Below are 23,570 nucleotides of genomic sequence, written 5' to 3' on the forward strand. Positions count from 1 at the left end.
TGCGGCGCCGTAACAGCCAGTCGCGAGGCGGTGGATGATGGACGTTCTACTCGCGATCCTGGGGCTGTTGTTCGTCGGGGTGCTCACGTTGGGCACGGCGCTGGCCGTGGCCGCCGAGTTCTCGCTGACCACCCTGGAACGCAGCACCATCGACACCCATGTCGCCGAGGTCGGCGACCGGCGTTCCAGATCGGTACGCCGCGCACACAGCACACTCTCGTTCCAGCTTTCCGGCGCGCAGGTGGCGATCACGCTGACCACCCTGGTGACCGGTTATGTGGCGGAGCCGCTGATCGGTGACCTGCTACGCCCGGTCATCACCGCGCTCGGGATACCGATGAGTGTGGCCGTTCCCCTGGCCCTCGTGCTCGCGATCTTTCTGGCGACCACGCTGTCGATGGTTTTCGGCGAGATGGTTCCGAAGAACCTCGCGATCGCACGACCACTGCCCACGGCCCGGGCGGTCTCGGGTTACCACGCCACGTTCTCCCGGGTGTTCAGCCTGTTGATCAACGGTATGAACAACAGCGCCAACTGGGTGATCCGGAAGTTCGGCGTCGAGCCGCAGGAGGAACTGCGTTCGGCCCGCTCCCCCGACGAACTCGGTTCGATCGTGCGTTCCAGCGCCGAGCACGGCACGCTCGACGAGGCGACCGCCGTGCTGATGGACCGCTCGCTGCGGTTCGGGGAACGTACGGCCCAGGAACTGATGACCCCCCGGGTGCGGGTCGAGTCACTGGACGCGCGGGACAGCGTGCTCGAACTGATCGACACCGCACGACGCACCGGCTTCTCCCGGTTTCCGGTACACGGCGACGATCTCGACGAGGTGCACGGTGTCGTACACGTCAAACAGGCTTTCGGTGTGCCGCTGGAAGAGCGCGCCGGAACCTCGGTGGGTTCGCTGACACGACCGGTGCCCACGGTGCCGGAGAGCCTGGACGGTGACGCGCTGCTGGAGCGGCTGCGCGGTTCCGGGTTGCAGATGGCGCTGGTGGTCGACGAGTACGGCGGCACGGCGGGAATCGTGAGTCTGGAGGACGTCGTCGAGGAGATCATCGGTGACGTGCGCGACGAGCACGACCGACGTGAAGTGGCCGCCGTGCGACGCACCGGCGGTTCCAGTTGGAACATCTCCGGACTGCTGCGGGCGGACGAACTCGAGGAGGCCACCGGTTTCGCCATGCCGGAAGGTGACTACGAGACGGTGGCGGGCTTCGTGCTGTACCGGCTGGGCCGCATCCCCACGCCGGGCGACCGGCTCCAGCAGGACGACTGGACCCTGACGGTCACCGGCATGGACCGGCATCGCATCGCGGAACTGCGGCTGCAGCACCGATCCCCTGATCTCGGTTCCAGACAGCCGGTCGCGAGCGCCGAACCGCAACGGGAGGTGTCACGATGAGCGACGGTACGGCCATCGGACTCACCGTGCTGCTCCTGCTGCTCAACGCGCTGTTCGTGGGAGCGGAGTTCTCCCTGCTCTCCTCGCGGAGGGACCGCTTGGAGGCACTTCGCGAGCAGGGAATACAACGGGCGAACACGGTCATCAGAGCCAGCCAGGAAGGCTCGCTGATGTTGACCAGCGCCCAGCTCGGCATCACGCTCTGCTCGCTGGGACTGGGCAGGTTGGGCGAGCCGGCCGTGGCACACCAGCTCGACCGGCTGCTGGGCCCGATTCCGGTGCCCTCGGTGCTGGTGCACGCGGTCTCCTTCGCGATCGCGCTCGCGCTCGTGGTCGTGCTGCACGTGCTGGTCGGCGAGATGGTTCCGAAGAACCTCGCGATCGCCGATCCGGAACGGTTGGCGCTGTGGCTGGTTCCCGCCCTGGTGGGCTTCGTCAAGGTCGCCCGGCCGTTGATCGCGCTGTTCAACATGCTGGCCAACCTGGTGCTGCGCGTGCTGCGGGTACAGCCCAAGGAGGATCTGGAGACCGCCTACACCTCCTCCGAGCTGGCGGAGTTGTTGGTGGAGTCGAGGCGCGAGGGGCTGCTGGACCAGTCCGAGCACCGCAGGCTGGCGAAGACGCTCTCCTCGCTGGAGAGCACCGTCGGTGACATCCTCGTTCCGCTGCACGATCTGACCACCCTTCCGGGTGATCCCACGCTGACCGACGTGGAGAACGCCGTCTCGTCCACGGGCTTCTCGCGTTTCCCCGTTCGCGGCGAGAGCGGCAAGCTCGTGGGGTACCTGCACGTCAAGGACGTGCTGGACCAGGCGGGAAGCTCGCCGCGCACCTTGGTCCCGAGCTCGCGGATCCGCACGCTGCCCACCGTGCGGGCGCGGGCGAGGCTGGACGACGCGCTGACGGCGCTGCGCCGAACCGGCAGTCATCTGGCCACCGCCATCGACGACGGCGGGAAACCACTCGGCGTGGTGGCGCTGGAGGACCTCGTCGAGGAGTACGTCGGCACCGTCCGCGACGGTACCCACGTGGCCTGACCCGCCTCCGGGCGCTTCCACCCGGAGGCGCCCGGAGAGTCGTGGGCGATTCGTGGTGGGGCGGGGCGCCAGAACACGGAACGGGTCCAGAGCACCCGGTGATGGAATCCGGGTTCGTACACCACGCGCTCGTTGGTGTCGCTCGGTGCGGCCTCGCTCTGAACGCCCCCGACAGCCTCACTCGCGGCCCCGGTGCCAGGTCGCCGTTCGTCTTTTCTGTTGAGCCGTAGGCGATGCCGGGGCTCGGGTCCCGCGTGGACCCGTAAGGCTGCGAGTCCCCCCTCGATCTCGGGTATGTCGTGTGTTCGACACATCTCTCCCGGGATCGAGGGGGAGGTGAAGCTTCTCGGTATACCGGAATTGTGACTTCGGAGCTTCACCCCGCGCGGGGTGTTACACCCGCGCCGAGCCGGGGGTTACGGGCAGAGCGACGATGATGGGCCGATAGTGCCCGAGCATGAGCGCCAGGGCTTACCAAGAACACGGCCGGGTTCGCCTAGATCGTGCGTTTCCTGACGCGCGGATTTCACCCGCTCTAACCGGGAACCACATGGCTGTGAACCGTGGCCAGGACTTGCGGCCCTACTCACGCGCTGCCTGGACCGCATGTGGCGGGAAGTCTATTCCGCGCTAGAATCAGTATTGCTTTATTTCGACTTGGCGGAAGAGATATAGCATGAGCCCCCTGGTTTCGATCAGGGGGCTCTTCTTCGCTCTCAATCCTGAAAGAGAAAGTCTTTCAGAAAAATTGCACGCCGAGCCGGGACGCCCTCAAATCCACGAGAACGGCTGTGCGTTGAACGTTCTTCAGCGCCCCAGCACGGGGACGAGCCCGGTTAGCAGATGAGCGCCGCACCAGCGGGACTCGGCATCCTTCTCCAGCATGACTTCCTTTCCGAGTGCTTTCGCGAGTTTTCTGGGCTCGGGAGCTTTCGTGGGGTCCTTGGCCACTGTCAGGCACACTTCCCATTCGTGTTGCGCGAGCTTGGAGACCTCGGAGGCAAGGCTCAGGTATCGAACCTTTTCGTCGCGCTCCAACACATCGATGATGAGACCCGTGTCTTCCGGGTGTGCCATCTTCGACAGCACGGCGATCGCGTTCGTCCGCAGCGTGACGCTGCTTCCTGCCCGTGCCCACTCGCGCAGGTGGTCCGCACCGCTCTGATTGAGCTTCGCGGCCAGGAAGAAGTCAACGTTTCGACTCGAAGGGGTGTTGGCCAGGGAACCCGGATCGCCACTGTCGATAGATCGGGCGAGTTCGGTCAGGGTCGGCCGGTCAAGTTTCATCACGCGGGGATGGGTGATGTCCCGTCGCTTCAGCATGTCGTCTCCAATCGGCCCCAGCTCTCGCTCGTACGCGACAACGATATCCACCGTGGCCGGTCGTCTTCCCGTCTCGACGAGTCCGAGGTAAGGCTTCGAGTAGTGCGTCAACTGAGCCATTCTGGTGAGGCTCAGCCCAGCATCCTCGCGAGCAGCCCGCAGCAGCGACCCCACATCCTCCGCTGTAGACACTGGAAGACCTCTCTGACCTTCACTCGATGATCGGCGCCTCCGACGATACCGACAGAGCACTTCAACGAGTAATGACGCAAACCCATTGAGTGCCCATCTGTCCGAGGCAACGAGGGAGGCGTAACGATGGAAACCACCGAGCGGCAGCACTACTGGTTGCCCGTACCGGATCGAACCGGGTTCAAATGGCACCGGCACGCCTTCCGGGGCAAACACTGGGACGGCCGACCGGCCGATACGTCGGTGTGCGGGTTTCAGTACCCGATGGCGAAACCGAGCGAGCTGGACTGGTTTCAGGCCCCCACCTGCTCGGACTGCACGGAACTCCTGATCGCCGAGCAGTCGGGCACCGGGAGCACCGCGGAGGAAGAATGACCGGACGGAACCGCGAGTCCGTATCGACCACGCGGGTACGTTCCGGCCTTCTCCGGCGACTTGAACGAACCACCGAGCCGCCAGACAGCCGTGCCGTACTCAGTTCTTGAAGGAATCCTCTTTTAGTGCTCACCGGCTTATGCGGGAAGACAATGCTCGTCAACCCGATGGGTGGCACTTCAGCGGACGAAGACCTCGGCACGCGGAAACGGCTCAGGGAACACTGACGGTTGGGCAGCCGCGACGACAAATGACGGACGAACCTCGGACCCAGGAATTGCCGGTGGCACGACTACCCCGGTACTCCCATTGGTCCGGCACGCTGCCTCCGGTATCCCCAGAAGAAAGCCACTCCGGTAGTCCTCACCTACCGGAGTGGCCTGCGAAGACTACCACCACGGTCGTGCCCACCTCGTTCGCTGACCCGGAGCTCGATCTGATGCGTCGCGTCCTGAACGGGTTACGCCGCCTCTGACCACGGTCCAGCACTGCCGATCCCCGACATCCGGTGTTGGGCCGTCCCCGTCCGGCCGGGCTACTCCCCTCCCCCGTCCCGGCCGGACGGATCCCCACCAGGAGAGACATGACCAAGACAGCTGTACCGCCGCCCAACGGGTCGTCCATCGCCGTACGGCCGCCAGTCGATCGCAGGACTGCTGACTCCGCCGCACCATACGGACCCCATCAGCAACGGCATCACCACGCGGCGGTGGTGCTTTCGTTGGTGATCTCCGGTGGCGGAACGATCCTGCTCCCCAAGTTGCTCTTGCGTCGCATCCTCGCGTGGATCTGGCTCGCGACCTGCACGAGCGGAGCAGCGCTCATCGCTGGAAATGACGCGTCAGAAGTGTCTTACTGATCGGAGACCGCAATGCTCGAAGAAATCCGCAGCCAGTTGCAACAGGTCATCGAGACCGCGCCCACCGGCGAGCTTGCGGCCGTGCGAACACGGCTGGAGGAGCTAGGCGGGCTGCTGTACCAGGTGGCCGGGACCAGCACCAACGATGATGTGCGACAAGCACTCCAACTGTTCGGCATCGCCCACGAGAAAGTAAGCGAAGCGGTCCAAGCCGTAGCGCAGGCCACCGACCACGTCAGCACCTTCTCCGCCGTCCTGTAGGGGATTGTCATGTCCCACGTGGAAGAGGTGGGCAACACCCTCGGCGGCATGCTCGGACAACTGCCGCCCGAGCAACTGCACCAAGCACGCGCCTGGATCGAGGAATACGCCCTACCGACCCTGGCCGAGATCGGCCAGGGCAGCACTTCACCCGAATTGGAGAACGGCTATGCCTTGTTCGAGCGAGCACGTGAGCTCATCGACGACGTCCTCGCGCTGTCCGAGAACACCCGCGAGCACCTGGTGAGCTACCTCGCCACCCTCGGCGTGAACAGCGAGCCGCCGCCGAGCCTGCCGCACCCGTCCACCCGTCCCCGGATTCCCACTGACACGGCCCGCGACCGCACCTGGATCGACCAGGTTCGCCAGCGGCTGCCCGAGCACACCGGTGGCCAAACCACCGGACTCACCTACGACCAGGACGGCACCGAACTCACCGAAACCAGCGGACACGACGACGAATCCGAACGCGCTCGCCTCAACCTGCACAACTCGACGTTTCGCTACGCCGACGACCGAGGTGCCCCCGCAGTCACGATCCATGTCGAGGTGAAATACGCCCAACGGATGAGGGAACAAGGGCAGACCTACGGCGTGATCGTGTTGAACAATACGGTCTGCGACCTCACCAAAGGATGCGGTGCCGCTGTGCGAGCGATTCTTCCTCGCGGCTCGACCCTGGCCGTTTGGGAGCCCGGAGCCCGTGAACCGATCGAACTTCGAGGAGAAGCCACTCCATGACCACCACTGAAACCGAGACCGTGGTCACCGCGGTATTCCACGACACCTTCCACTACGCCCACACCCCTGATGAGCTCGCCGAGCTCATCAGGACCATCACGAACGAACCGCCTCGGCCGGTCTGCGAGGTGTATGTCTGGGATCGCCCGTGCAGATCGTTCCGCGAAGCCGACGGCCCGGAGTTCCCGGACGGTCGTCTCCGCGTGTCGGTGAGACCGGACGGATGGGCAGCGCTGAACTACGTCGATCCCGACGCGCCGAACGGCGCGCTCGTGGACACCTACAACCCCGACAGCGGCGATCAGCCCCTTCCTGCCCTGCCTTTCGACCCTGACGGCATCGACTTTCCCGCCTCGGCCTCGATCCCACTGGACCAGGCCCGGGAAGCCATCATCGAGTACTGCCGTACCGGGACACGTCCGGAGTCCGTGCGGTGGCAGCCCGGATACTGGTTCTGAGCTAAGCAACCGAAACACCAGCTCGGCTGGTGAGAAGCTTACTCCTGATCGATGACAATCGCCTGTCCGTCACCCCGTTCTTGGAAGCGGGGTGGCTGACTCATGGGTCAGAAATTGCCTTCGGCCACCTGCAGACAGGTCAGACCGATCGAACGCCACGCTGCTACGACGTGGGCACGGTCGTCTACGACGCAGCAAACTCGGTAGTGATCTCGGATGTGCCGGTCGAACAGCTCCAGCTTGACCGTCGAGTCCTTCCGGTAGTCGCCGAACGCTCGCCTGTAGAGCTCGTGCGGTATGTCGTAGGTCCGGACTTCGCATCTCGGAAGCTCTGGCAGTCTCAGCGGACTGCAAGCGGGACGAGACGTTACGCATCCGATGGCAGACCGGAGAGGTCATCGACGAGCACGGCAACAAAAAGGCAGGACTTGTCCCCCTCGAAGCACGTGTCGAAGGAGACCATCGGGACACCCCTCCGTTCCCCGTAGAAGCGATGAGCGAACATACCGTTACGTACGGCACTCATACGATCGACGAGCACGAAGGTCTGTACTTCCCCTCTGATCTTGGCCGTGTGGTGAGCGGAAACAACTTTCAACATGTTCGGAAGAGAGCTATACGGGAGGGGCTGGGCCTGCCGTAAAATTCGCACGCCTTGCGACACTGGTTCGCGTCGACCGCACTCTCTGACGGTGTCTCGCTACACGAAGTCTCCCGGTGGCTCTCGGGCACAGATCGATCCACGTTACGGCCGACATCTACGGGCGTCTGATGGAGAATGCACCGGAGCACATGAGGCAAACCATGCAGGCCGCAATCAAAGGCTAGTCAGCACGCGCCGACACCGTGCTGACATCGTGCTGACTTCAAGGAGGGAGCAGGGCGGTGGTTGTCCTCACCCAAGAGGAGTGGCAGGAACGTGAACGCACGTTTCAGGAGCGCATGAAGTTATACACCGAACCACACCGCGAACGGCAGCGGCGCGGCGAGAAGCACCCGGTGATGGACTTCCTCTTCACCTACTACACCCAGCGCCCGTCGAGGCTGGAGCGCTGGCAACCGGGTTTCGGCGTGGTGCTGGAGGGCGGTGCGAAGTTCCTCGACCGAAGCGGCTACACCGAGACGCCGGACGGCGTGATGGTGTCCCCCGAAGCGCTGACCCCGCGGCTGCTCGACACCGCCGATTTCGTGCACCGCCTGCTGAGTGCCACGGAATCACGACCGGCACAGCTGGGATGCTTCGGGCTGCACGAGTGGGCCATGGTCTACCGACTCGCCCAGGACGAGCTGCGGCACTCGGAATGGCCGCTGCGCCTGGGCGTTCAGGGCACGAACGAAGTCGTGGAGTCGATGCGCATCCAGTGCAGCCACTACGACGCGTTCCGATTCTTCAGCACGGCCGCCCGGCCGCGCAACACGTTGCAGCCCACCCAGCAGGACCGGGTGAACCTCGAACAGCCGGGCTGTCTGCACAACAACATGGACATCTTCAAGTGGTGCTACAAGCTCGATCCGTTCGTGCCCGCCGAGCTGACGGCCGACGCCTTCGAGCTCGCCGCCGAGATCCGCGAGCTGGACATGCGCGCCAGTCCCTACGATCTCGGCGAACTGGGCTACTCCCCCGTCGAGATCGAAACCGCCGCGGGCCGTGCGGAGTACGTCCGCTACCAGCGGGCGTTCGCCGAACGAGCGGGCGTGCTGCGGCAACGGCTGCTCGAAACGTGTCGGCAGCTGCTGGAAGAGCACGTGGGGTGACCGCGACGGCGGCCACCCCACGTCAGCATCACTGCGCTCGGATCACTCGCTGACCGTCAGACCGAGTTCCCCGTTGTCGTCCCGCTCGGCGTCCAGCGTCTTGTCGCCGAGCACCGTGGCGGCCTGTTCGTCCAGGAAGACCCGCACACCGGACTGCTCGACAATCTGGTCACTGTCCTCCGGGGCGTTGGCGACGGCCGCTTCCAGGCTCTCCGCCGAGGCCTCTCCCTCGGACGAGCTGATACGCAGACCGGCCCCTTCCGGGGACTCGCCACCGACCAAGATCAGCTTGATGACCTCGGCCGCGTTCTCGCTGATGGTGAGCATCTGCTCCTATACCCCTCTCGGAGTCGGTCACGTAAAGAGCCCACGGTATTAGACGAGGTCGTGGAACGCTCGATTACCCCTCGTAAGCCGAGAGGGGCGGGCAGGAGCAGACCAGGTTGCGGTCCCCGCGCGCCTGGTCGATCCGCCGCACCGGGGGCCAGATCTTGTTCTCCGGAGCGCCCATCGGGTACACGGCATCCCACCGGCTGTAGGAGTGCTCCCACTCCCCCGCCAGCGAAGCGGCGGTGTGCGGAGCATTGACCAGCGGGTTGTCCTCGGCGGACCAAGTCCCGGCCGCGACCTTGTCGATCTCGGCGCGGATCGCGATCATCGCGTCGCAGAAGCGATCCAGTTCCGCCAGGTTCTCGCTCTCGGTGGGTTCCACCATGAGCGTGCCGGCGACGGGGAACGACATCGTCGGCGCGTGCAGCCCGTAGTCGGCGAGCCGCTTGGCCACGTCGTCGACGGAGAGTCCGGCCCGTCCCGTGACGTCACGCAGGTCGAGGATGCACTCGTGCGCGACCAGCCCGCCGCCTCCGGTGTAGAGGACCGGGAAGTGGTCGTGGAGTCGCTTGGCCACGTAGTTGGCCGAGGCGACCGCCGTCAGGGTGGCGCGGCGCAACCCGTCGGAACCCATCATGCGCACGTATGCCCAGGAGATGGGCAGGATCGAGGCGCTGCCCCACGGGGCGGAGCTGATGGGGCCGACACCGGTCTCGGGACCCGCCTGCGGCTGCAACGGGTGGTTCGGCAGGAACGGCGAAAGGTGTTCGCGCACCCCGATGGGGCCGACACCGGGACCACCACCCCCGTGCGGGATGCAGAAGGTCTTGTGCAGGTTCAGGTGGGAGACATCGGCACCGAACTTGCCCATCCGGGCCAACCCGATCAGCGCGTTGAGGTTGGCGCCGTCGACGTAGACCTGACCGCCCGCGTCGTGCACCAGGCCGCAGACGTCCTGGACCGTGTTCTCGTAGACCCCGTGCGTCGAGGGGTAGGTGATCATGATGGCGGCGAGCTCGTCCTGGTGCTTGTCCACCAGCTCGCGCAGATGATCCATCTCGATGTTGCCCGCGTCGTCGCAGCGCACGACGACGACGCGCAGCCCAGCCATGACCGCGCTGGCAGCGTTGGTGCCGTGGGCGCTGGCCGGGATCAGGCACACCTCGCGCTGTTGCTGACCACGTTGGCGGTGGTAGGCGCGAATGGCCAGCAGCCCGGCGAACTCACCCTGGCTGCCCGCGTTGGGCTGCAGGCTCACCGAGTCGTAACCGGTGATCTCGGCCAGCCAGTTCTGCAGGTCCTCGACGACGCGCAACATCCCAGCCGCGTCCTCGGCGGGAGCGAACGGGTGCAGCTCGGCGAACGCGGGCCAGGTGATCGGTTCCATCTCGGCCGTCGCGTTGAGCTTCATGGTGCAGGAGCCGAGCGGAATCATGCTCCGGTCCAGTGCGACATCGGAGTCGGAGAGCCCGCGCAGGTACCGCAGCAGCGCCGTCTCCGAGCGGTGCCGGTGGAATACCGGGTGGGTCATGTACTCGGTGGTCCGACGCAGCTCGGCAGGCAGCGCGTCCGACACGAGGGTGTCCAGCTCGTCCACCGGGGTGAGGTCGTCGCCGGACAGCCCGAATGCCTCCCAGACCGAGGTCAACCGCTGCCTGGTGGTGGTCTCGTCGCAGCTGATACCGACGTGGTCGGCATCGACCCTGCGCAGGTTGACACCGTTGCGTCGTGCCGCGGCGACGATCTCGTCGGCCCGGCCGGGAACGCGGGTGAGCACGGTGTCGAAGAAGTCCTCGTGGCAGACCTCCACGCCGCCGCGACGCAACTGTTCGGCCAGCACGGTGGCCATGCGGTGCGTGCGGGTGGCGATGGCGCGCAGCCCTTCGGGACCGTGGTAGACGCCGTACATCGAGGCGACAACGGCCAGCAGTACCTGGGCGGTGCAGATGTTGCTGGTGGCCTTTTCACGGCGGATGTGCTGTTCCCTGGTCTGCAGCGCGAGCCGGTAGGCCTGGTTGCCGTCGGCGTCCACGCTGACTCCGACCAGTCGGCCGGGAAGCTGACGCTCCACGCCCTTGCGCACGGCCATGTAGCCCGCGTGGGGACCGCCGAAGCCCATCGGAACGCCGAAGCGCTGGCTGGTTCCGACCACGACGTCGGCGCCGATCTCACCGGGGGCGCGCAGCATGGTCAACGCAAGCAGGTCGGCCGAGACCACAGCCATGCCACCGCGGCGGTGCACCTCGGAAATGACTTCCTCGTGATCGCGGACGGCGCCGGAGGCCCCCGGGTACGCCAGCAGCGCACCGAAGAACTCCCCTTCGGGCAGCCCGGCCGCACCCCGCGAGAGGTCGGCACGGACGATCTCGATGCCGAGCGGTTCCGCGCGGGTCTCGACGACCGAGATGGTCTGGGGCAACGCATCGGTGTCGACGACGAACCGCGGGGACTTGGACCGCCCCGCGCGGCGCACCAGGGTCATTCCCTCCGCTGCCGCCGTCGACTCGTCCAGCATCGAGGCGTTGGACACCGGGACGCCGGTGAGGTCGGCGACCATCGTCTGGAAGTTCAGCAGGGCTTCCAGCCGGCCCTGGGATATCTCGGGCTGGTACGGCGTGTATGCGGTGTACCAGGCCGGGTTCTCCAGCACATTGCGTCGGATCACCGGCGGAGTGATGGTGGGGTGATAGCCGAGGCCGATCATCTCCACGTGGGGGTTGTTGCGGTCCGCGAGCTCGCGCAGCTCGTCCAGGGACTCGGCCTCGGTGGCCGGTTCCGGCAACGCCATCCGCATGTCGCGTTCCCGGAGTCCCGCCGGGACGGCTTGTTCGCCGAGCTCTTCGAGGGAACCGACACCGATCACATCGAGCATCCGAGCCAGCTCAGCCGGCATGGGACCAACGTGGCGGTCGGCGAACGGGGTTCCGTGTTCGAGAGCGGCCAACGGTATACGCTCGTCGGTCATCGCCAAAACCTCAATCGTCGGGCATCTCGGACAGGGCAGACAGCACTCGGCTGAGTTGCTGACCTCCCCCTCTGTCAATGCCCGCGACGCGGGCGCCTGAGAGCTTCGCCCGGTATGGCGGGCTTGCACCGTCGGCGGGGTCACCACGACGCTGTGGCGAATCCCTCTTTCCAGAGGTATCTCGCCCGTACGGTCCCAATAGCCTGAGAGGTTGTCGGGGAGGGGTTGCTCCTTCGGCGCCGTACCGAGTACTCGGCACGGTCTCTCCCGTACGGGGTCGGCGACAGGTGTGAGCGTACCTCATATCGCACCGTCCAGGGAGTGTGTGGAAAGGCGCACACCCACCGAGTGGGACACCGAAACTCGGCGCCACCCCACTCACCACGGAGTCCGCTCGAGGGAATCCGGTCGGTGAAACCCTGCCGGTCACCCGGTCTGTCGGTCACGACGCTTGCGGGAGAGCTCGTCCTCGTCCGGTGTCCGGACACCACTCCCGTCGGCGCGTTCGGCCGGGAAATCGTGGATCGTGCCGGTTATCTCGCGCATCGCTCCGCTGACGGCGATCCCGAAAACTCCCTGACCACCACGTAACAGATCCACCACGTCCTCCGCCGAGGTGCACTCGTAGACGGTTGTCCCATCACTGAACAGAGTGACGCCGGCGAGATCACGCACCCCGCGACCACGCAAGTGGTCCACGGCGATGCGGATGTTGTGCAGTGATACGCCCGCGTCCAGCAGACGTTTCACCACCTTGAGAACCAACATGTCCTTGAACGAGTAGAGCCGCTGCGAACCCGACCCCTCCGCGAGCCTGATCGAGGGCTCGACCAGCTCGGTACGGGCCCAGTAGTCCAACTGTCGGTAGGTGATACCGGCAATCTGACAGGCCGCACGTCCTCGATAACCGACCAGCTCGTCCGGAAGCGCCGCGTCCGGGAACAACTCGGCTTGTTCTACGTTCGTATCCAGCCGTGATGCGTTTTCGACCACGCACGCCTCCCCTCGGCCGACCCACGGCGGCCATCGGATCCGGAACCGCAGTCGTCGACATGTCCGAATCCGATCTCGTCACGCCCCCATTCGCTCGATCACCGCGCGCACGTCCACCGTGTCATTCAACAGTATGCCCGCCGAAAACGGCGGTCAACACGACGCGCGGAGCACCGCACCGGAAGTCCCACACTTCGCGCACCACGTCGTGCTCCGCACCGGTGGGGGAGACGCCTCGACCCCCTTGAACACGTTCGAGACGTTCCCCGCGCCCCGTCGCGCGAACAGCACAACCGCGGCTGGAGCACCTCAGGTGTCGGCGCCGCGGAAATCCTCCGGCGAAACCGAGTCCAGGAACTCCTTGAACTTCTCGACCTCGTCCTCCTGCTCGTCGGGAATCAGCAGCCCCGCCTCGTCGAGCACGGACTGCTCGGCGTGGATCGGAACACCGGTGCGCAGTGCCAGCGCCACCGAATCACTCGGCCTTGCCGAGACCCGCACATCGCCGTCGAAGACGAGCTCCGCGTAGAAGGTCCCTTCCTGGAGGTCGGTCACCCTTACTTGTTCCAGCTCCCGCCCGAGCGCACCGACCACGTCCTTGAGCAGATCGTGAGTGAGCGGCCGCGCCGGACGCACTCCCTGTTGCTCCAGGGCGATCGCGGTAGCCTCGACCGAACCTATCCAGATCGGCAGATACCGCTCGCCGTCGGTCTCGCGCAACAGCAGGATCGGCTGGTTGGCCGGCAGTTCCACTCGCACGCCGACGACGCGCATCTCGCTGCTCATCGTCAAATCGCCTCCTCCAGCGCGCCGAAGCGTGACATCTCCTTCGAGGATCGCGCACCGACGCCTTCGACGCTACCCGCGATACGGCGAAGACGCCGCCCACACAGGCGCCGACCGCTTCCCTCGTCCCGTGGATCACCCGATGGGACGTATACACCGTACCCCGACCACCGGGGTGATCGGGCATGTCCCACAGCGGGGCGATCCCATCGGACGGGACCCGGTTCGGCTGCTCCCAAAGATCCACGAGCGAGCGTGGCTCGCGGATTCGGCGGCCGTATCGGAGTACCTTGTTCTCGCCGAACGATGGCACCCCGGATGCCACCGAACACGGCACCGCCCGCTCGTTACCGGTCGCCCTGCGTCCCTTCCGCCGGACCGGTCAGGAACACCAGACGGAACTTGCCGATCTGGACCTCGTCACCGTTCGCCAACACCGAGGTGTCCACGGGTTCGCGATTGACGTAGGTTCCGTTGAGGCTTCCCACGTCGACGACGACGTACTCCGCGCCTTCCCGACGGAACTCGGCATGCCTGCGTGAGACGGTCACGTCGTCCAGGAAAATGTCGCTGTCGGGGTGCCGACCGGAGCTGGTCGTCTCCCGGTCGAGCAGGAATCGCGAGCCCGCGTTGGGGCCGCGCTTGACCACCAGGAGAGCGGATCCGGCGGGCAGCGCGTCCACACCGGACGCGGTGGACTCTGCAGGCGCACTCTCTGCGTTCTCCTGCTCGGAGAGGAAGGGCTTGAAGACCGAGGTGGTCTCCGATGACTGCTCCGGCGATACGTCGCCGGGCCCGTCGTTGGTGCTCACCTGAGCTCTCCTCCTGCGGATGGATCGTGCCAGTACCACCCAACGTACCGCGCCGTACACGGCGTCGGACGGCGAGTCCCGATATTCGAACCGATTCGGCAGGTTGCCAACCGGGCGTTCCCCGGATCATCGCAGTGAAGATCACATTAGTTCAACGGTTGATCGCCCGTGCCGAACACGGCACCGGGCCGAACAGCACCGGCGCATCGGAGCGATGCCGTTCAACCACGCGCACGGGCGAGGCGGACGGCTCCGAACACCTGACCGAGATAGAGCAGGCCCGCCCACAGGTAAAGAGCCGCTCCCCATCCGGTGAAGGCATAGGCGAACGGACGGGCGATCCAGTCGAACGCGAAGTCCCCCTGCACCAGCAGCAACAGCGGGAACGCGTACATCAGGCAGAACGTTGCCGCCTTGCCCAGATAGTGCACGTCCGGCGGTTCGAAACCGTGGTACCGCAACACCGGCAGGCACAGGGTCAGCAACAGGTCGCGCGCGATGAGCGCGAAAGCGGCCCACCAGGGCACGACTCCACGAATCACGAAGGCGACCAGTGTCGCCACGATGTAGAGCCGATCGGCAGCCGGATCCAACAACTGCCCAACCCGGCTGTACTGATCCAGCCAGCGAGCGAGTTTCCCGTCCAGCCAATCGGTGACACCGCTGAAGACCAGCACCAACAACGCGAACAGATCCCACTGCGGCCCGAGAAGCAACCACAGGAACACCGGAACCCCGGCGAGCCGCAGCAGGCTCAGCGCGTTGGGAACCGTCCACCACGGATCACTCCATACGCCGGCGGCGACTTCTCTGATGCGGTCGATGCCCTGCTCCGAAGGTTGACCGCCGGAGTTCCGCGCCGATCCCGTAGTGGCGCCATCGGCGTCTTGCACCACGAGACCCTCCCCTGCGAGCGGGCCGGTCCACTCGCCAGCACGAGGTGGCCCGCGATCCGTGACACGTCCACTCGTGGCAACGCCGGACGTGTCATCGTGCCTGTTGGTTCAGGGTGCCATATGTCCCCCTCACCCGATGACGGCACCAGTTCGGCGTGCTCCCGCGGGCGGCGGAGATTCCGATGCGGCTCGCGCCGCGTGCCGAGCGGCGTCGCGGACAGCGCGCCGGAGCACGATGTTCGAGCACTCCGCGGGCCAACCGCGTTCGTCGGTGTACTTCGCCACCTCCGGTGGGGCACCGATCAACATCATCCGGCGGCACGTGCCGAACCGGCGACGCCCGACGTGGCGTGCCCGACCACGAACGCTTCTGATCGGCCGGCGAGCCCGACCAGCGGCAGTCGCGATGATGAATGGCCTGGTCAGTGCACGGGAAGCGACCAACCTCTGCGGTTGAGTTCGGCGTCGCTGAGAAACCGAGGTCTCCCCCGGTCGTCGACGCCGACCCAGCGCGACCTCCCGCCGCTTCCCTCGAGAACGAAGGGGTGACCACCGCTCCAAACCACGCTGCAGGGGGTGGTGGGGAGCCCGCCACCCCCACATCCCGCCGCGTCGGGAACGGACTCCGATTTGGATGACGTATCGCTGCGCATCTGTCGTAGTACCTCCGCCAGAACCGTCGTCCTGACCGTCTCCAACGTTAGCCTCCTGGGTTTCGAGTCCGATTGTGCGCGCCACTCACGAATGTGTCGCGGCACACACTCATCGTTGCGCCGGACGGTCCTCGCGGAGCGCCGAGCCGACCGTGCCGCCCCGCACGACGATCCGTCGCACGGGACGGCCGAGCACTCCGGACCACCGCTCGGCGCAGCCGAGGACACGGCGAGCGGTTCCGAGGGCCCGCGGGCCGTTCCCCCACGTCGGAACCACCTCAGTGACTCGGTGGTCACCCGGGAAACGAGCCCTCGAAATACCACGGAAAGAATTCGAACCGAACCCGCCGGATCCCGACGAACGATCCCCTCCGAGCCGGATCGATCGAGCGTCTCCGCGACGCGAAAAATCAAAAAACACTCAGTAATCGAAATGACACCATGCGTGGAAATCGAAGCGCGGACGAAACCCCGCACGTCGACCGAAAGCGAAGCTCGGGATCAACGGCGATCTGTGTCTCGGATCTCATCGCACCGTGAGTCGAACAACACTCGAAAACACGACCCGGCGAGACCTTCTCGCGCCGCAGGCAACATCACCCGCGGAGCCACGGTACCAATAAAATGCCCCGTGACCTGCTGATTCGGGGCCAATAACCGCTCGTCGACAAGAGCACCGACCGGAAAACAGCCAACCGCGCCGACGAGGATTCGTTACCTCGACGTAACTAGTACATCTGTACATCCACGCTGTTTCTGGCTATGGTCTCGAACCGTTCTGACAGCGACACGGAAGGGAAGAACGTGCCTGCCGAAACACGCACGAACGGTGACGACAGCACCCGACCACCCGTCGCCCACAAGGGCAAAAAAGGGATGGTGAAGATCGGCATTTTCGTGATCGTTCTGGCATTCGCCCTGACATATGTGGCGCTCGCGGAACCGAACGTTTCGTGGCCTGGGCTGATCGCGATGCTGGCTTTCTACGCGCTGTTCTACTGGCTGGGTGCTTTCGTGGCCGCCCGACGCGGTGGCGGGCTGGGCGACACGATGGTCGCGGGACGCAACATGCCGCTCTGGATCGGCGTGTTCACCATGACTGCGACCTGGGTCGGTGGCGGCTACATCAGCGGTACCGCCGAAAGCACCTTCAGCAGCGGTCTGGCCTGGGCACAGGCTCCGTGGGGATACGCGGTGAGCCTGCTCATCGGCGGACTGTTCTTCGCCAAGAAGATGCGTCGTGGCCGGTTCACCACCATGCTCGACCCGATCGACATCCGGTTCGGCAAGAAGGTAGCCGGACTCGGCGCGATACCGGCGATCCTCGGTGAGATCTTCTGGACCGGGGCGATCCTGACCGCGCTGGGGACCACCTTCGGAACGATCATCGGCCTGGACTTCACCGTCTCCATCATCCTGTCGGCGGTGATCGCCGTGGCCTACACCGTGGTCGGCGGTATGTGGTCGGTGGCCATCACCGACGTGGTGCAGGTCGTGGTCATCTTCATCGGTCTGATCGTGGCGGTGCCGTTCGCCGCCTCGGCGGTCGGCGGCCTGGGCGACGCGTGGGCTGCCTACCCCTCGAACTTCGACTTCGAGTCCTACGCATCGCTGTTCCCGCCGTTGACCGGCTGGGACGATCCCGCCTGGGGCCACTCCTACTGGAACTGGTGGGACGCCGGAATCGCACTCGTACTCGGCGGAATCCCCTGGCAGGTCTACTTCCAGCGAGTGCTGTCCTCCAGCAGCCCGAAGAACGCGCGCCGGCTCTCGGTGGGCGCCAGCGTGATGTGCGTGCTGGCGGCCATTCCGCCGGTGCTCATCGGTGTGGTGGCCACGGCGGCGAACTTCCAGGCGGAGGGGGCTCCCCCGCTGGAAAACCCCTCCATGGTGCTGCCGTACGTGCTGCGATACCTGCTTCCCACCGGTGCGGCGGCGCTGGGACTCGGCGTCCTGGCGGCAGCGGTGATGTCCAGCGTCGACTCCTCGGTGCTCTCCGCCTCGTCGCTGACCGGCTGGAACGTCTACCGACGCCTGGTGCGGCCGAAGGCCGGTCCGGAGCAGGTGCAGAAGGTGATCCGCAGGCTGATCGTCATCATCGGCGCCGCGGCCACCCTGATGGCGCTGCAGGCCAACAGCGTCTACGACCTGTGGTACCTGGCCAGTGACCTGATCTTCGTCATGTTGTTCCCGCTGCTGGTGTGCGCGCTGTTCGTACCGTTCGCCAACCGGATCGGCGCCACGGCCGGTTTCGCCGTCGCCGTCCTGCTGCGGTTCTCCGCGGGCGAGGACACCTTCGGCCTGGCCCCGGTGCTGCCCTGGCCCTGGTACGAGGACGGCGCGGTGCTGTTCCCGTTCCGCACGGTGACGATGGTGGCGGCGCTGCTCACGATCATCGTGGTCTCCGCGCTCACCCGACGCAAGAGCGAACCGGTACCGATGGCGGCGTTGGAGCCCGACACTCCGGAACGGGCGCGGTGGGGCAACGATCTCACCGAGGACTCGGATTCCGGGCGGGATCCGAAGGACGCGGCCAAGGCGGAGGTCTGACCGTCACGGCCTCGTGACGACCACACCGCGAACCGTCGGCCCCGCCACAGCGGACTGTGGCGGGGCCGACGTGTCCACCGGCACGGCGACGGCAGTAGTAGGTCTACTCCGAACGGGCTATATGCCTCCCCCGCAACTTTGGTCTATACCTTATCCAACCGTCTCCGACGAGAGGTACAGACCAGGATGAAACGAACTCGGGAAGCACCCCGAAATTGGCGCGGACCGCTCCCCGCCGCGCTGGCGCTGGCCACCAGCGCGATGCTGGCGGGCGGAACAGTGGCAGTGGCCAGTCCCCAGCAGGACGGGGCCGCACAGGACACCCAGCGGGCTTCGGCGGGCAACACCGTTTCGCTGCACGACGTCATCCCCGCGCCCAGTCGGGTGAGCGAGGAATCGGGCGCGAAGTTCCACATCAGGTGGAACACCGGCATCCACACTCCCGCGGACAACCCGGAAGCCGAGGAGGTCGCGCAGTACCTGCAACGACAGCTACGTCCCTCCACCGGTTACGGATTCCTGATCAACCGTGACCAGCCGGGCCGCAACGACATCGTGCTGCGACTGGACGGCTCGCGGGCCAGGCTGGGTGACTCCGGTTACCGGATGGACATCGACCGGGATCGGCTCACGATCCACGCTACCGATCCGGACGGGCTGTTCTACGGCGTGCAGACACTGCGCCAGCTGCTGCCCGCCAAGGCCGAGAGCGATTTCCCCCGACACGGCCCGTGGAAGGTCCGTGCGGGCGAGATCGTGGACAAACCCCGGTTCGAACGTCGTTCGGCGATGCTGGACGTGGCGCGGCACTTCTTCGAGGTCGGTCAGGTCAAGACCTACATCGATCAGCTGGCACAGTACAAGATCAACTATCTGCACATGCACCTGAGCGATGACCAGGGTTGGCGCATCCAGATCGACAGCTGGCCCCGCCTGACCACGCACGGGGGCAGCACCGAGGTCGGCGGCGGCGAGGGTGGCTACTACACCAAACGCGAGTTCGCCGAGATCGTGCGCTACGCCTCGGCGCGCAACATCACCATCGTCCCGGAGATCGACATGCCAGGGCACACCAACGCCGCGCTGTCGTCCTACGCCGAGCTCAACTGCGACGGCAAGGCACCGGATCTCTACACCGGCATCGAGGTCGGCTTCAGCTCGCTGTGCATCGACAAGGACATCACCTACGAGTTCGTCGACGACGTCATCCGGGAAGTCGCCGCGATGACGCCGGGCGAGTACCTGCACATCGGTGGCGACGAAGCCCACGCGACCACCGATGAGGACTACCGGAAGTTCATGTCCAAGGTGCTGCCGATCGTGGAGAAGTACGGCAAGACACCGCTCGGTTGGCACGAGTACGCCAAGACCGAGCCCTCCGAGTCGGCCATGGTGCAGTACTGGGGCACCACGAACTCCAACGCGGTGGTCGCCGAAGCCGCGGCCCGGGGCAACGACATCCTGTTGTCGCCCGCCCACAAGTCCTACGTGGATCAGAAGTACAACGAGGACACCGAGCTCGGCCTGGACTGGGCAGGCCCCACCACTGTCCGGGAGGCCTACGACTGGAACCCGGGCAGCTTCATGGAATCGGTGCCCGAGAGCTCGATCGCCGGGGTGGAGGCCGCGCTCTGGAGCGAGACGGTGACGAACTCCGACGAGATCGAGTTCATGGCCTTCCCGCGGATGCCCGCCATCGCGGAACTGGGCTGGTCCTCCTCGGACAAGCTCGACTGGTCCTCGTTCCGGCAGCGGGTCGCCGACCAGGCACCTCGCTGGGAGGAGCAGGGCATCGACTTCTACCGCTCCGAACAGATTCCCTGGCCGTGATCCCCGCCGTGCGCCGAACGGCGAACTGATCACCGGCACATCCCGGCGGCCGCGCCGGGATGTGCCGGTCTCGCCGTCCGATCGCTCCCGATCGCTGCCGACCGCACACCCTCGGGAACGATCGGACGGCCACCGGAACTCAGCCGGCGAAAACGTGTCGGGAGGCCCACTCGCCCCCCAACTTGCCCTTCTGGATCTTGCCCAGCTCGTTGCGCGGCAGTTCCCGAACGAAACGCACCTCCCTGGGGCGCTTGTGGAAGCTGAGCAGACCCGCCACGTGCTCGACGAGTTCCCGCTCGGAGATCTCCGCACCTCCCGGCACCACCCAGGCCACGATGCGCTGCCCCAACTCTGGGTCCTGCTCGCCGGTCACCGCCACTTCCGAAACCGCGTCGTGCTCCAGCAGCACGTTCTCGATCTCACCCGCGCCGATCCGGAAACCACCGCTACTGATCATGTCGGTGGCTCGGCGCCCGACGATGCGAACGTAGCCGTCCGGCGACCGGGTGGCCATGTCCCCGGTTCGGAACCATCCGTCGGTGAAAGCGGCCCGCGTGTCCTCCGGACGGTTGAGGTACTCCCGGAACAGGTTGGGCCCGCGAACCAGGATCTCGCCCACGGTCTCGTCGTCGGAGGCGGTGATCCGGTTCCCCCCGTCATCGACCAGGATCAGCTCGACCCCGTCGAACGGAACTCCCACGTAGCCGGGCCTGCGGTCGCCGGAGGAGCGTACTCCGCAGTTCATGATGGTCTCGCTCATCCCGTAGCGCTCCACCACCCGCTGACCGGTCAGCCGCGCGATGCGCTGGTGCTCGGTGGCGGGCAGCGCGGCCGAACCGGACACCAGCAGCCGTGCCCGCGCCATCCCCCGCCCGATACCGGGGTCGCGTTCCGCGTCGTCGGCCAGTCGCCGGTACATCGTGGGGACGCCGAACAGCATCGTGCCCGCTCCGGACAGCTCCTCGGCCACCCGCGCGGTGTCGAAGCGAACCAGGTGCCGCAGGCTTCCCCCGACGCGCAGTGGTCCGAGCAGCCCGAGGATCAGGCCGTGCACGTGGAACAGCGGCAGGGCGTGGACGAGAACATCACGGTCGGTCCATTCCCAGGCCCGCGCCACCGCGTCGAGATTGCTGCGGATCGCCTCCCGGGTAAGCACCACACCCTTGGGCATTCCGGTGGTGCCGGAGGTGTAGACGATCAGGGCATCGGAGTCCCCGGTCGGCTCCTCGGGCAGCGCACGCCCGGCCACCTCGAGGGAAACCTCGTGCACGGGCAGTCCGGACAGGGCCGGTGGCGGTGCGAATCCGGGTGCGCCGAGCACCAGCTCCGGTTGGCTGTCGGCGAGGATGTGTTCCAGCTCCCGCTGGCCCAGCTTGGGGCTGAGCGGAACGACAGCGGCTCCGGCGGACAACGCCCCCGCCAGCCCCGCGCAGGTCTCGGGAGCCGCGTCGGCCCACACCGCGACGCGGCTCGCCCGCCCCACGAGAGCGGCTGTCTCGCCCGCGACCAGGGAGAGGTGCGAATAGCTCAGTGCCCTCGTCCCGAAGCGCACGGCCTCGCTCTCGTCGGGTTCGCGCAGTTTCGGCAACAACGCCGTGCGGTCAGCACACATACTCGCCCCCGAAAGGCTCCGTCTAGGGTACGACCGGCCACACAACCGGATTCGACCTCCGGGGAACGTGGTCGGTTCGGCGATCACCGGTCAATACCACAGGATCTCTTCCGGTGGCACAAGCCACGCGTCGAACCGGAGAACTCCGCACGACCCCGGAGCCCCCTCCCGTACGCCGTGACGGGCGATCCGGTTCCGGGACCTTCAGCCGGCGGATGTTTCGCCGTGACGGCGGGTGACGACGAGTTCGAGCAGACCGACCAGCATGGCGGCGGCGATGAACGAGACCGAGACGAGCAGACCGTGCGAGATGGCGGTGTCGTAGCCGCGGGGCAACGTGGCGAAGAACAGACCTGAGGCGGCGGCGGTGCCGATGGCGGTGCCGATCCGCTGGCCGGTTTGCTGGATCCCGGCGGCTGTACCACCTCTGGTGACATCGATCTCGCTGAGCGTGACGGTTTGGTTCGGTGAGATCACCAGACCGCTGCCCACACCTCCGACCAGCAGCGGTAGCGCGGTGACCAGCCCCGCGGCGTCGCCCTGATGCCGGGACAGCAGGATCTCGGTGGTCAACACCCCGAGCAGGGCTCCGGTCAGTCCGAGCAGGACGACCTTGCGTCCGAGTCGATGCACGGCACGACCGCTGAGAGCGGAGGAGACCGCCGAACCGAGGGCGAACGGAGTCAACGACAGCCCTGCCTGCAAGGCGGAGTAGTCGAGCCCGCGCTGGAAATAGACGGCCAGCACGAAGAAGATGCTGGTGAAACCGGCGAAGTACAGCATCCCCAGGGTGGAGCCGAAAGTGTAGCTGCTGATGCGGAACAGTCGCAGATCCACCAGCGGGGAACCGCCCCGACGGGAGTACCGGTGTTCCCACGTGACGAACAGCGACAGCAGCACCGGCACCGCGGACCACAGCAACCAACTCGGACGTCCCGCGAACCCCTCCTGGTCGACCAGCGGGAGCAGCAGACACACCAGCGCCGCCCCGAGCAGGGACACCCCGAGCACATCGGCGCCGCGGAGTCGCCGATCCCCCACCCCGCGCGGCATGATCCGCGCCGCGACGACCAGCGCGGCCAGCCCGATGGGCAGGTTGACGAAGAACACCCAGCGCCAGCCGTGCTGGGCACCGGCCAACTCGATGATCAAACCACCCAGCAACGGCCCCACCGCGGTGGAGATTCCCACCACCGCCCCGAACAGCCCGAAGGCCGTACCTCGTTCACGCCCGTGGAACTGCTGCTGGATGAGCCCGAGCACCTGCGGATTGAGCATCCCGCCCGCCGCACCCTGCAACAATCGGGCCACGACGAGCCAGACGGGGCTCTGGGCGATTCCGGCCAGTCCGCTGGCAACCGTGAAAGCCGCGAGCGAGATCGAAAACATCCTGCCGCGCCCGTGGGCGTCCCCGAGCTTTCCCAGCGGAACCAGCACCAGGCCGAAGGTCAGCGCGTAGCCGGAGATCACCCAGGACAGTGCCACGGATGGCGCGTCGAGCCCCTGCTGGATGGACGGCAGGGCGACGTTGACGATGCTGACGTCCAGCAGGGTCATGAAACCGGCCAGCAGGCACAACGCCAGGACGCGCCAGCGATGCGGATACTTCCCGGTCGCTTCCGTCGTAGCGGACGACCCGGACTCGGCTCGACTCACTACCCACCTCATCATCGCCTGCTGGCCGGACCGCCCCAGCTCATCACGTCCCGGAGAGGCACGCCCGACGAGCTCGGGGAA

The 23,570-nt window shown here is 66.2% G+C and carries 20 protein-coding genes and 1 riboswitch; of the genes, 9 read left to right on the forward strand and 11 right to left on the reverse strand.

Going from position 1 to position 23,570, the window contains the following annotated elements; all coding sequences use genetic code 11:
* Positions 1 to 37 precede the first annotated feature (37 nt).
* Together BM150_RS18255 and BM150_RS18260 are read left to right on the forward strand one after the other, a co-directional pair.
* Positions 38 to 1,405 (forward strand): hemolysin family protein, encoded by a 1,368-nt coding sequence (locus BM150_RS18255; RefSeq protein ID WP_092928574.1) that lies wholly within the window; start codon positions 38 to 40, stop codon positions 1,403 to 1,405.
* The gene (locus BM150_RS18260) at positions 1,402 to 2,442 is read left to right on the forward strand and encodes a hemolysin family protein (RefSeq protein WP_092928521.1); all 1,041 of its coding nucleotides are present in this window, start codon (positions 1,402 to 1,404) and stop codon (positions 2,440 to 2,442) included. Before BM150_RS18255 ends, BM150_RS18260 begins: the two co-directional genes overlap by 4 nt.
* 807 nt (positions 2,443 to 3,249) lie before the next feature.
* On the opposite strand, the gene BM150_RS25305 is transcribed toward BM150_RS18260, so the two are convergent.
* Complete coding sequence (locus BM150_RS25305; protein ID WP_425427430.1) at positions 3,250 to 4,173, reverse strand: helix-turn-helix domain-containing protein; 924 nt, start codon at positions 4,171 to 4,173, stop codon at positions 3,250 to 3,252.
* Here BM150_RS25305 and BM150_RS18270 point away from each other — a divergent pair.
* Positions 4,084 to 4,332, forward strand: a complete 249-nt coding sequence (locus BM150_RS18270) for a hypothetical protein (RefSeq protein WP_092928523.1) — start codon at positions 4,084 to 4,086, stop codon at positions 4,330 to 4,332. The genes BM150_RS25305 and BM150_RS18270 overlap by 90 nt on opposite strands.
* Before the next feature lie 696 nt (positions 4,333 to 5,028).
* Here BM150_RS18270 and BM150_RS24960 read toward each other — a convergent pair.
* Positions 5,029 to 5,157 carry a hypothetical protein gene (locus BM150_RS24960; RefSeq protein WP_281243728.1) on the reverse strand — a complete coding sequence of 43 codons (129 nt, stop codon included), beginning with the start codon at positions 5,155 to 5,157 and terminating at the stop codon, positions 5,029 to 5,031.
* A gap of 46 nt (positions 5,158 to 5,203) precedes the next feature.
* Here BM150_RS24960 and BM150_RS18275 point away from each other — a divergent pair, with 46 nt between their 5' ends.
* Genes BM150_RS18275 through BM150_RS18285 form a run of 3 tightly spaced genes read left to right on the forward strand, consistent with a single transcriptional unit; the run spans position 5,204 to position 6,651 of the window.
* A complete protein-coding gene (locus BM150_RS18275) occupies positions 5,204 to 5,452 on the forward strand; it encodes a hypothetical protein (RefSeq protein WP_092928524.1) in 249 nt (82 codons plus the stop codon).
* Between the two features lie 9 nt (positions 5,453 to 5,461).
* The gene (locus tag BM150_RS18280; RefSeq protein ID WP_092928525.1) at positions 5,462 to 6,193 is read left to right on the forward strand and encodes a DddA-like double-stranded DNA deaminase toxin; all 732 of its coding nucleotides are present in this window, start codon (positions 5,462 to 5,464) and stop codon (positions 6,191 to 6,193) included.
* Positions 6,190 to 6,651, forward strand: a complete 462-nt coding sequence (locus BM150_RS18285; protein WP_092928526.1) for an Imm1 family immunity protein — start codon at positions 6,190 to 6,192, stop codon at positions 6,649 to 6,651. Before BM150_RS18280 ends, BM150_RS18285 begins: the two co-directional genes overlap by 4 nt.
* Positions 6,652 to 6,758: 107 nt before the next feature.
* On the opposite strand, the gene BM150_RS25330 is transcribed toward BM150_RS18285, so the two are convergent.
* Entirely contained in the window at positions 6,759 to 7,031 is a 273-nt protein-coding gene (locus BM150_RS25330; RefSeq protein ID WP_483860518.1) for a phosphatase domain-containing protein, read from the reverse strand.
* 562 nt (positions 7,032 to 7,593) lie between these two features.
* On the opposite strand from BM150_RS25330, the gene BM150_RS18295 reads away from it, so the two are divergent.
* A complete protein-coding gene (locus BM150_RS18295) occupies positions 7,594 to 8,406 on the forward strand; it encodes a 3-methyladenine DNA glycosylase (RefSeq protein WP_245755588.1) in 813 nt (270 codons plus the stop codon).
* Positions 8,407 to 8,448: 42 nt separating this feature from the next.
* Here BM150_RS18295 and BM150_RS18300 read toward each other — a convergent pair whose 3' ends face one another.
* The 6 genes from BM150_RS18300 to clsA all read right to left on the reverse strand — a co-directional run bounded on the left by BM150_RS18300 (position 8,449) and on the right by clsA (position 15,188).
* A complete protein-coding gene (locus BM150_RS18300; RefSeq protein WP_092928529.1) occupies positions 8,449 to 8,733 on the reverse strand; it encodes a HesB/YadR/YfhF-family protein in 285 nt (94 codons plus the stop codon).
* 73 nt (positions 8,734 to 8,806) lie between these two features.
* Positions 8,807 to 11,701, reverse strand: a complete 2,895-nt coding sequence (gcvP, locus tag BM150_RS18305; protein ID WP_092928530.1) for an aminomethyl-transferring glycine dehydrogenase — start codon at positions 11,699 to 11,701, stop codon at positions 8,807 to 8,809.
* A gap of 180 nt (positions 11,702 to 11,881) precedes the next feature.
* Positions 11,882 to 11,981, reverse strand: a riboswitch (glycine riboswitch).
* 146 nt (positions 11,982 to 12,127) lie between these two features.
* Positions 12,128 to 12,694, reverse strand: a complete 567-nt coding sequence (locus BM150_RS18310) for a MerR family transcriptional regulator (protein WP_092928531.1) — start codon at positions 12,692 to 12,694, stop codon at positions 12,128 to 12,130.
* Positions 12,695 to 13,003: 309 nt separating this feature from the next.
* Positions 13,004 to 13,480 carry a bifunctional nuclease family protein gene (locus tag BM150_RS18315; protein ID WP_026152307.1) on the reverse strand — a complete coding sequence of 159 codons (477 nt, stop codon included), beginning with the start codon at positions 13,478 to 13,480 and terminating at the stop codon, positions 13,004 to 13,006.
* Positions 13,481 to 13,827: 347 nt separating this feature from the next.
* On the reverse strand, positions 13,828 to 14,292 hold the full coding sequence (gene garA, locus BM150_RS18320; protein WP_092928532.1) for a glycogen accumulation regulator GarA: 465 nt from the start codon (positions 14,290 to 14,292) through the stop codon (positions 13,828 to 13,830).
* Positions 14,293 to 14,513: 221 nt separating this feature from the next.
* Complete coding sequence (gene clsA / locus BM150_RS18325) at positions 14,514 to 15,188, reverse strand: cardiolipin synthase ClsA (protein WP_092928533.1); 675 nt, start codon at positions 15,186 to 15,188, stop codon at positions 14,514 to 14,516.
* A 1,529-nt stretch (positions 15,189 to 16,717) separates the two neighbouring features.
* Between clsA and BM150_RS18340 the strand changes: the two genes are divergently transcribed.
* Together BM150_RS18340 and BM150_RS18345 are read left to right on the forward strand one after the other, a co-directional pair.
* A complete protein-coding gene (locus BM150_RS18340; RefSeq protein WP_092928576.1) occupies positions 16,718 to 18,391 on the forward strand; it encodes a high affinity choline transporter 1 in 1,674 nt (557 codons plus the stop codon).
* 186 nt (positions 18,392 to 18,577) lie between these two features.
* Positions 18,578 to 20,221: a beta-N-acetylhexosaminidase gene (locus tag BM150_RS18345; RefSeq protein WP_092928535.1), complete on the forward strand. Its 1,644-nt coding sequence runs from the start codon at positions 18,578 to 18,580 to the stop codon at positions 20,219 to 20,221.
* A gap of 139 nt (positions 20,222 to 20,360) precedes the next feature.
* Here the strand turns inward: BM150_RS18345 and BM150_RS18350 are convergent, their stop codons facing one another.
* Complete coding sequence (locus BM150_RS18350) at positions 20,361 to 21,833, reverse strand: AMP-binding protein (protein WP_092928536.1); 1,473 nt, start codon at positions 21,831 to 21,833, stop codon at positions 20,361 to 20,363.
* A 204-nt stretch (positions 21,834 to 22,037) separates the two neighbouring features.
* Positions 22,038 to 23,489: an MFS transporter gene (locus BM150_RS18355; RefSeq protein ID WP_245755590.1), complete on the reverse strand. Its 1,452-nt coding sequence runs from the start codon at positions 23,487 to 23,489 to the stop codon at positions 22,038 to 22,040.
* Positions 23,490 to 23,570: the final 81 nt, after the last annotated feature.

It is taken from the genome of Actinopolyspora alba, assembly GCF_900112765.1.
GTDB lineage: Bacteria > Actinomycetota > Actinomycetes > Mycobacteriales > Pseudonocardiaceae > Actinopolyspora > Actinopolyspora alba.

Excerpts from the sequence above, each read along its gene's own strand:
- BM150_RS24960 (WP_281243728.1), bottom strand. The coding sequence starts at position 5,157 with ATGAGCGCTGCTCCGCTCGTGCAGGTCGCGAGCCAGATCCACGCGAGG.
- BM150_RS18260 (WP_092928521.1), top strand. The coding sequence starts at position 1,402 with ATGAGCGACGGTACGGCCATCGGACTCACCGTGCTGCTCCTGCTGCTC.
- BM150_RS18340 (WP_092928576.1), top strand. The coding sequence starts at position 16,718 with ATGGTGAAGATCGGCATTTTCGTGATCGTTCTGGCATTCGCCCTGACA.
- BM150_RS18270 (WP_092928523.1), top strand. The coding sequence starts at position 4,084 with ATGGAAACCACCGAGCGGCAGCACTACTGGTTGCCCGTACCGGATCGA.
- gcvP (WP_092928530.1), bottom strand. The coding sequence starts at position 11,701 with ATGACCGACGAGCGTATACCGTTGGCCGCTCTCGAACACGGAACCCCG.
- BM150_RS18275 (WP_092928524.1), top strand. The coding sequence starts at position 5,204 with ATGCTCGAAGAAATCCGCAGCCAGTTGCAACAGGTCATCGAGACCGCG.
- BM150_RS18315 (WP_026152307.1), bottom strand. The coding sequence starts at position 13,480 with ATGAGCAGCGAGATGCGCGTCGTCGGCGTGCGAGTGGAACTGCCGGCC.
- BM150_RS18295 (WP_245755588.1), top strand. The coding sequence starts at position 7,594 with ATGAAGTTATACACCGAACCACACCGCGAACGGCAGCGGCGCGGCGAG.
- BM150_RS18300 (WP_092928529.1), bottom strand. The coding sequence starts at position 8,733 with ATGCTCACCATCAGCGAGAACGCGGCCGAGGTCATCAAGCTGATCTTG.
- BM150_RS18285 (WP_092928526.1), top strand. The coding sequence starts at position 6,190 with ATGACCACCACTGAAACCGAGACCGTGGTCACCGCGGTATTCCACGAC.
- BM150_RS18345 (WP_092928535.1), top strand. The coding sequence starts at position 18,578 with ATGAAACGAACTCGGGAAGCACCCCGAAATTGGCGCGGACCGCTCCCC.
- BM150_RS18350 (WP_092928536.1), bottom strand. The coding sequence starts at position 21,833 with ATGTGTGCTGACCGCACGGCGTTGTTGCCGAAACTGCGCGAACCCGAC.
- BM150_RS18255 (WP_092928574.1), top strand. The coding sequence starts at position 38 with ATGGACGTTCTACTCGCGATCCTGGGGCTGTTGTTCGTCGGGGTGCTC.
- BM150_RS18280 (WP_092928525.1), top strand. The coding sequence starts at position 5,462 with ATGTCCCACGTGGAAGAGGTGGGCAACACCCTCGGCGGCATGCTCGGA.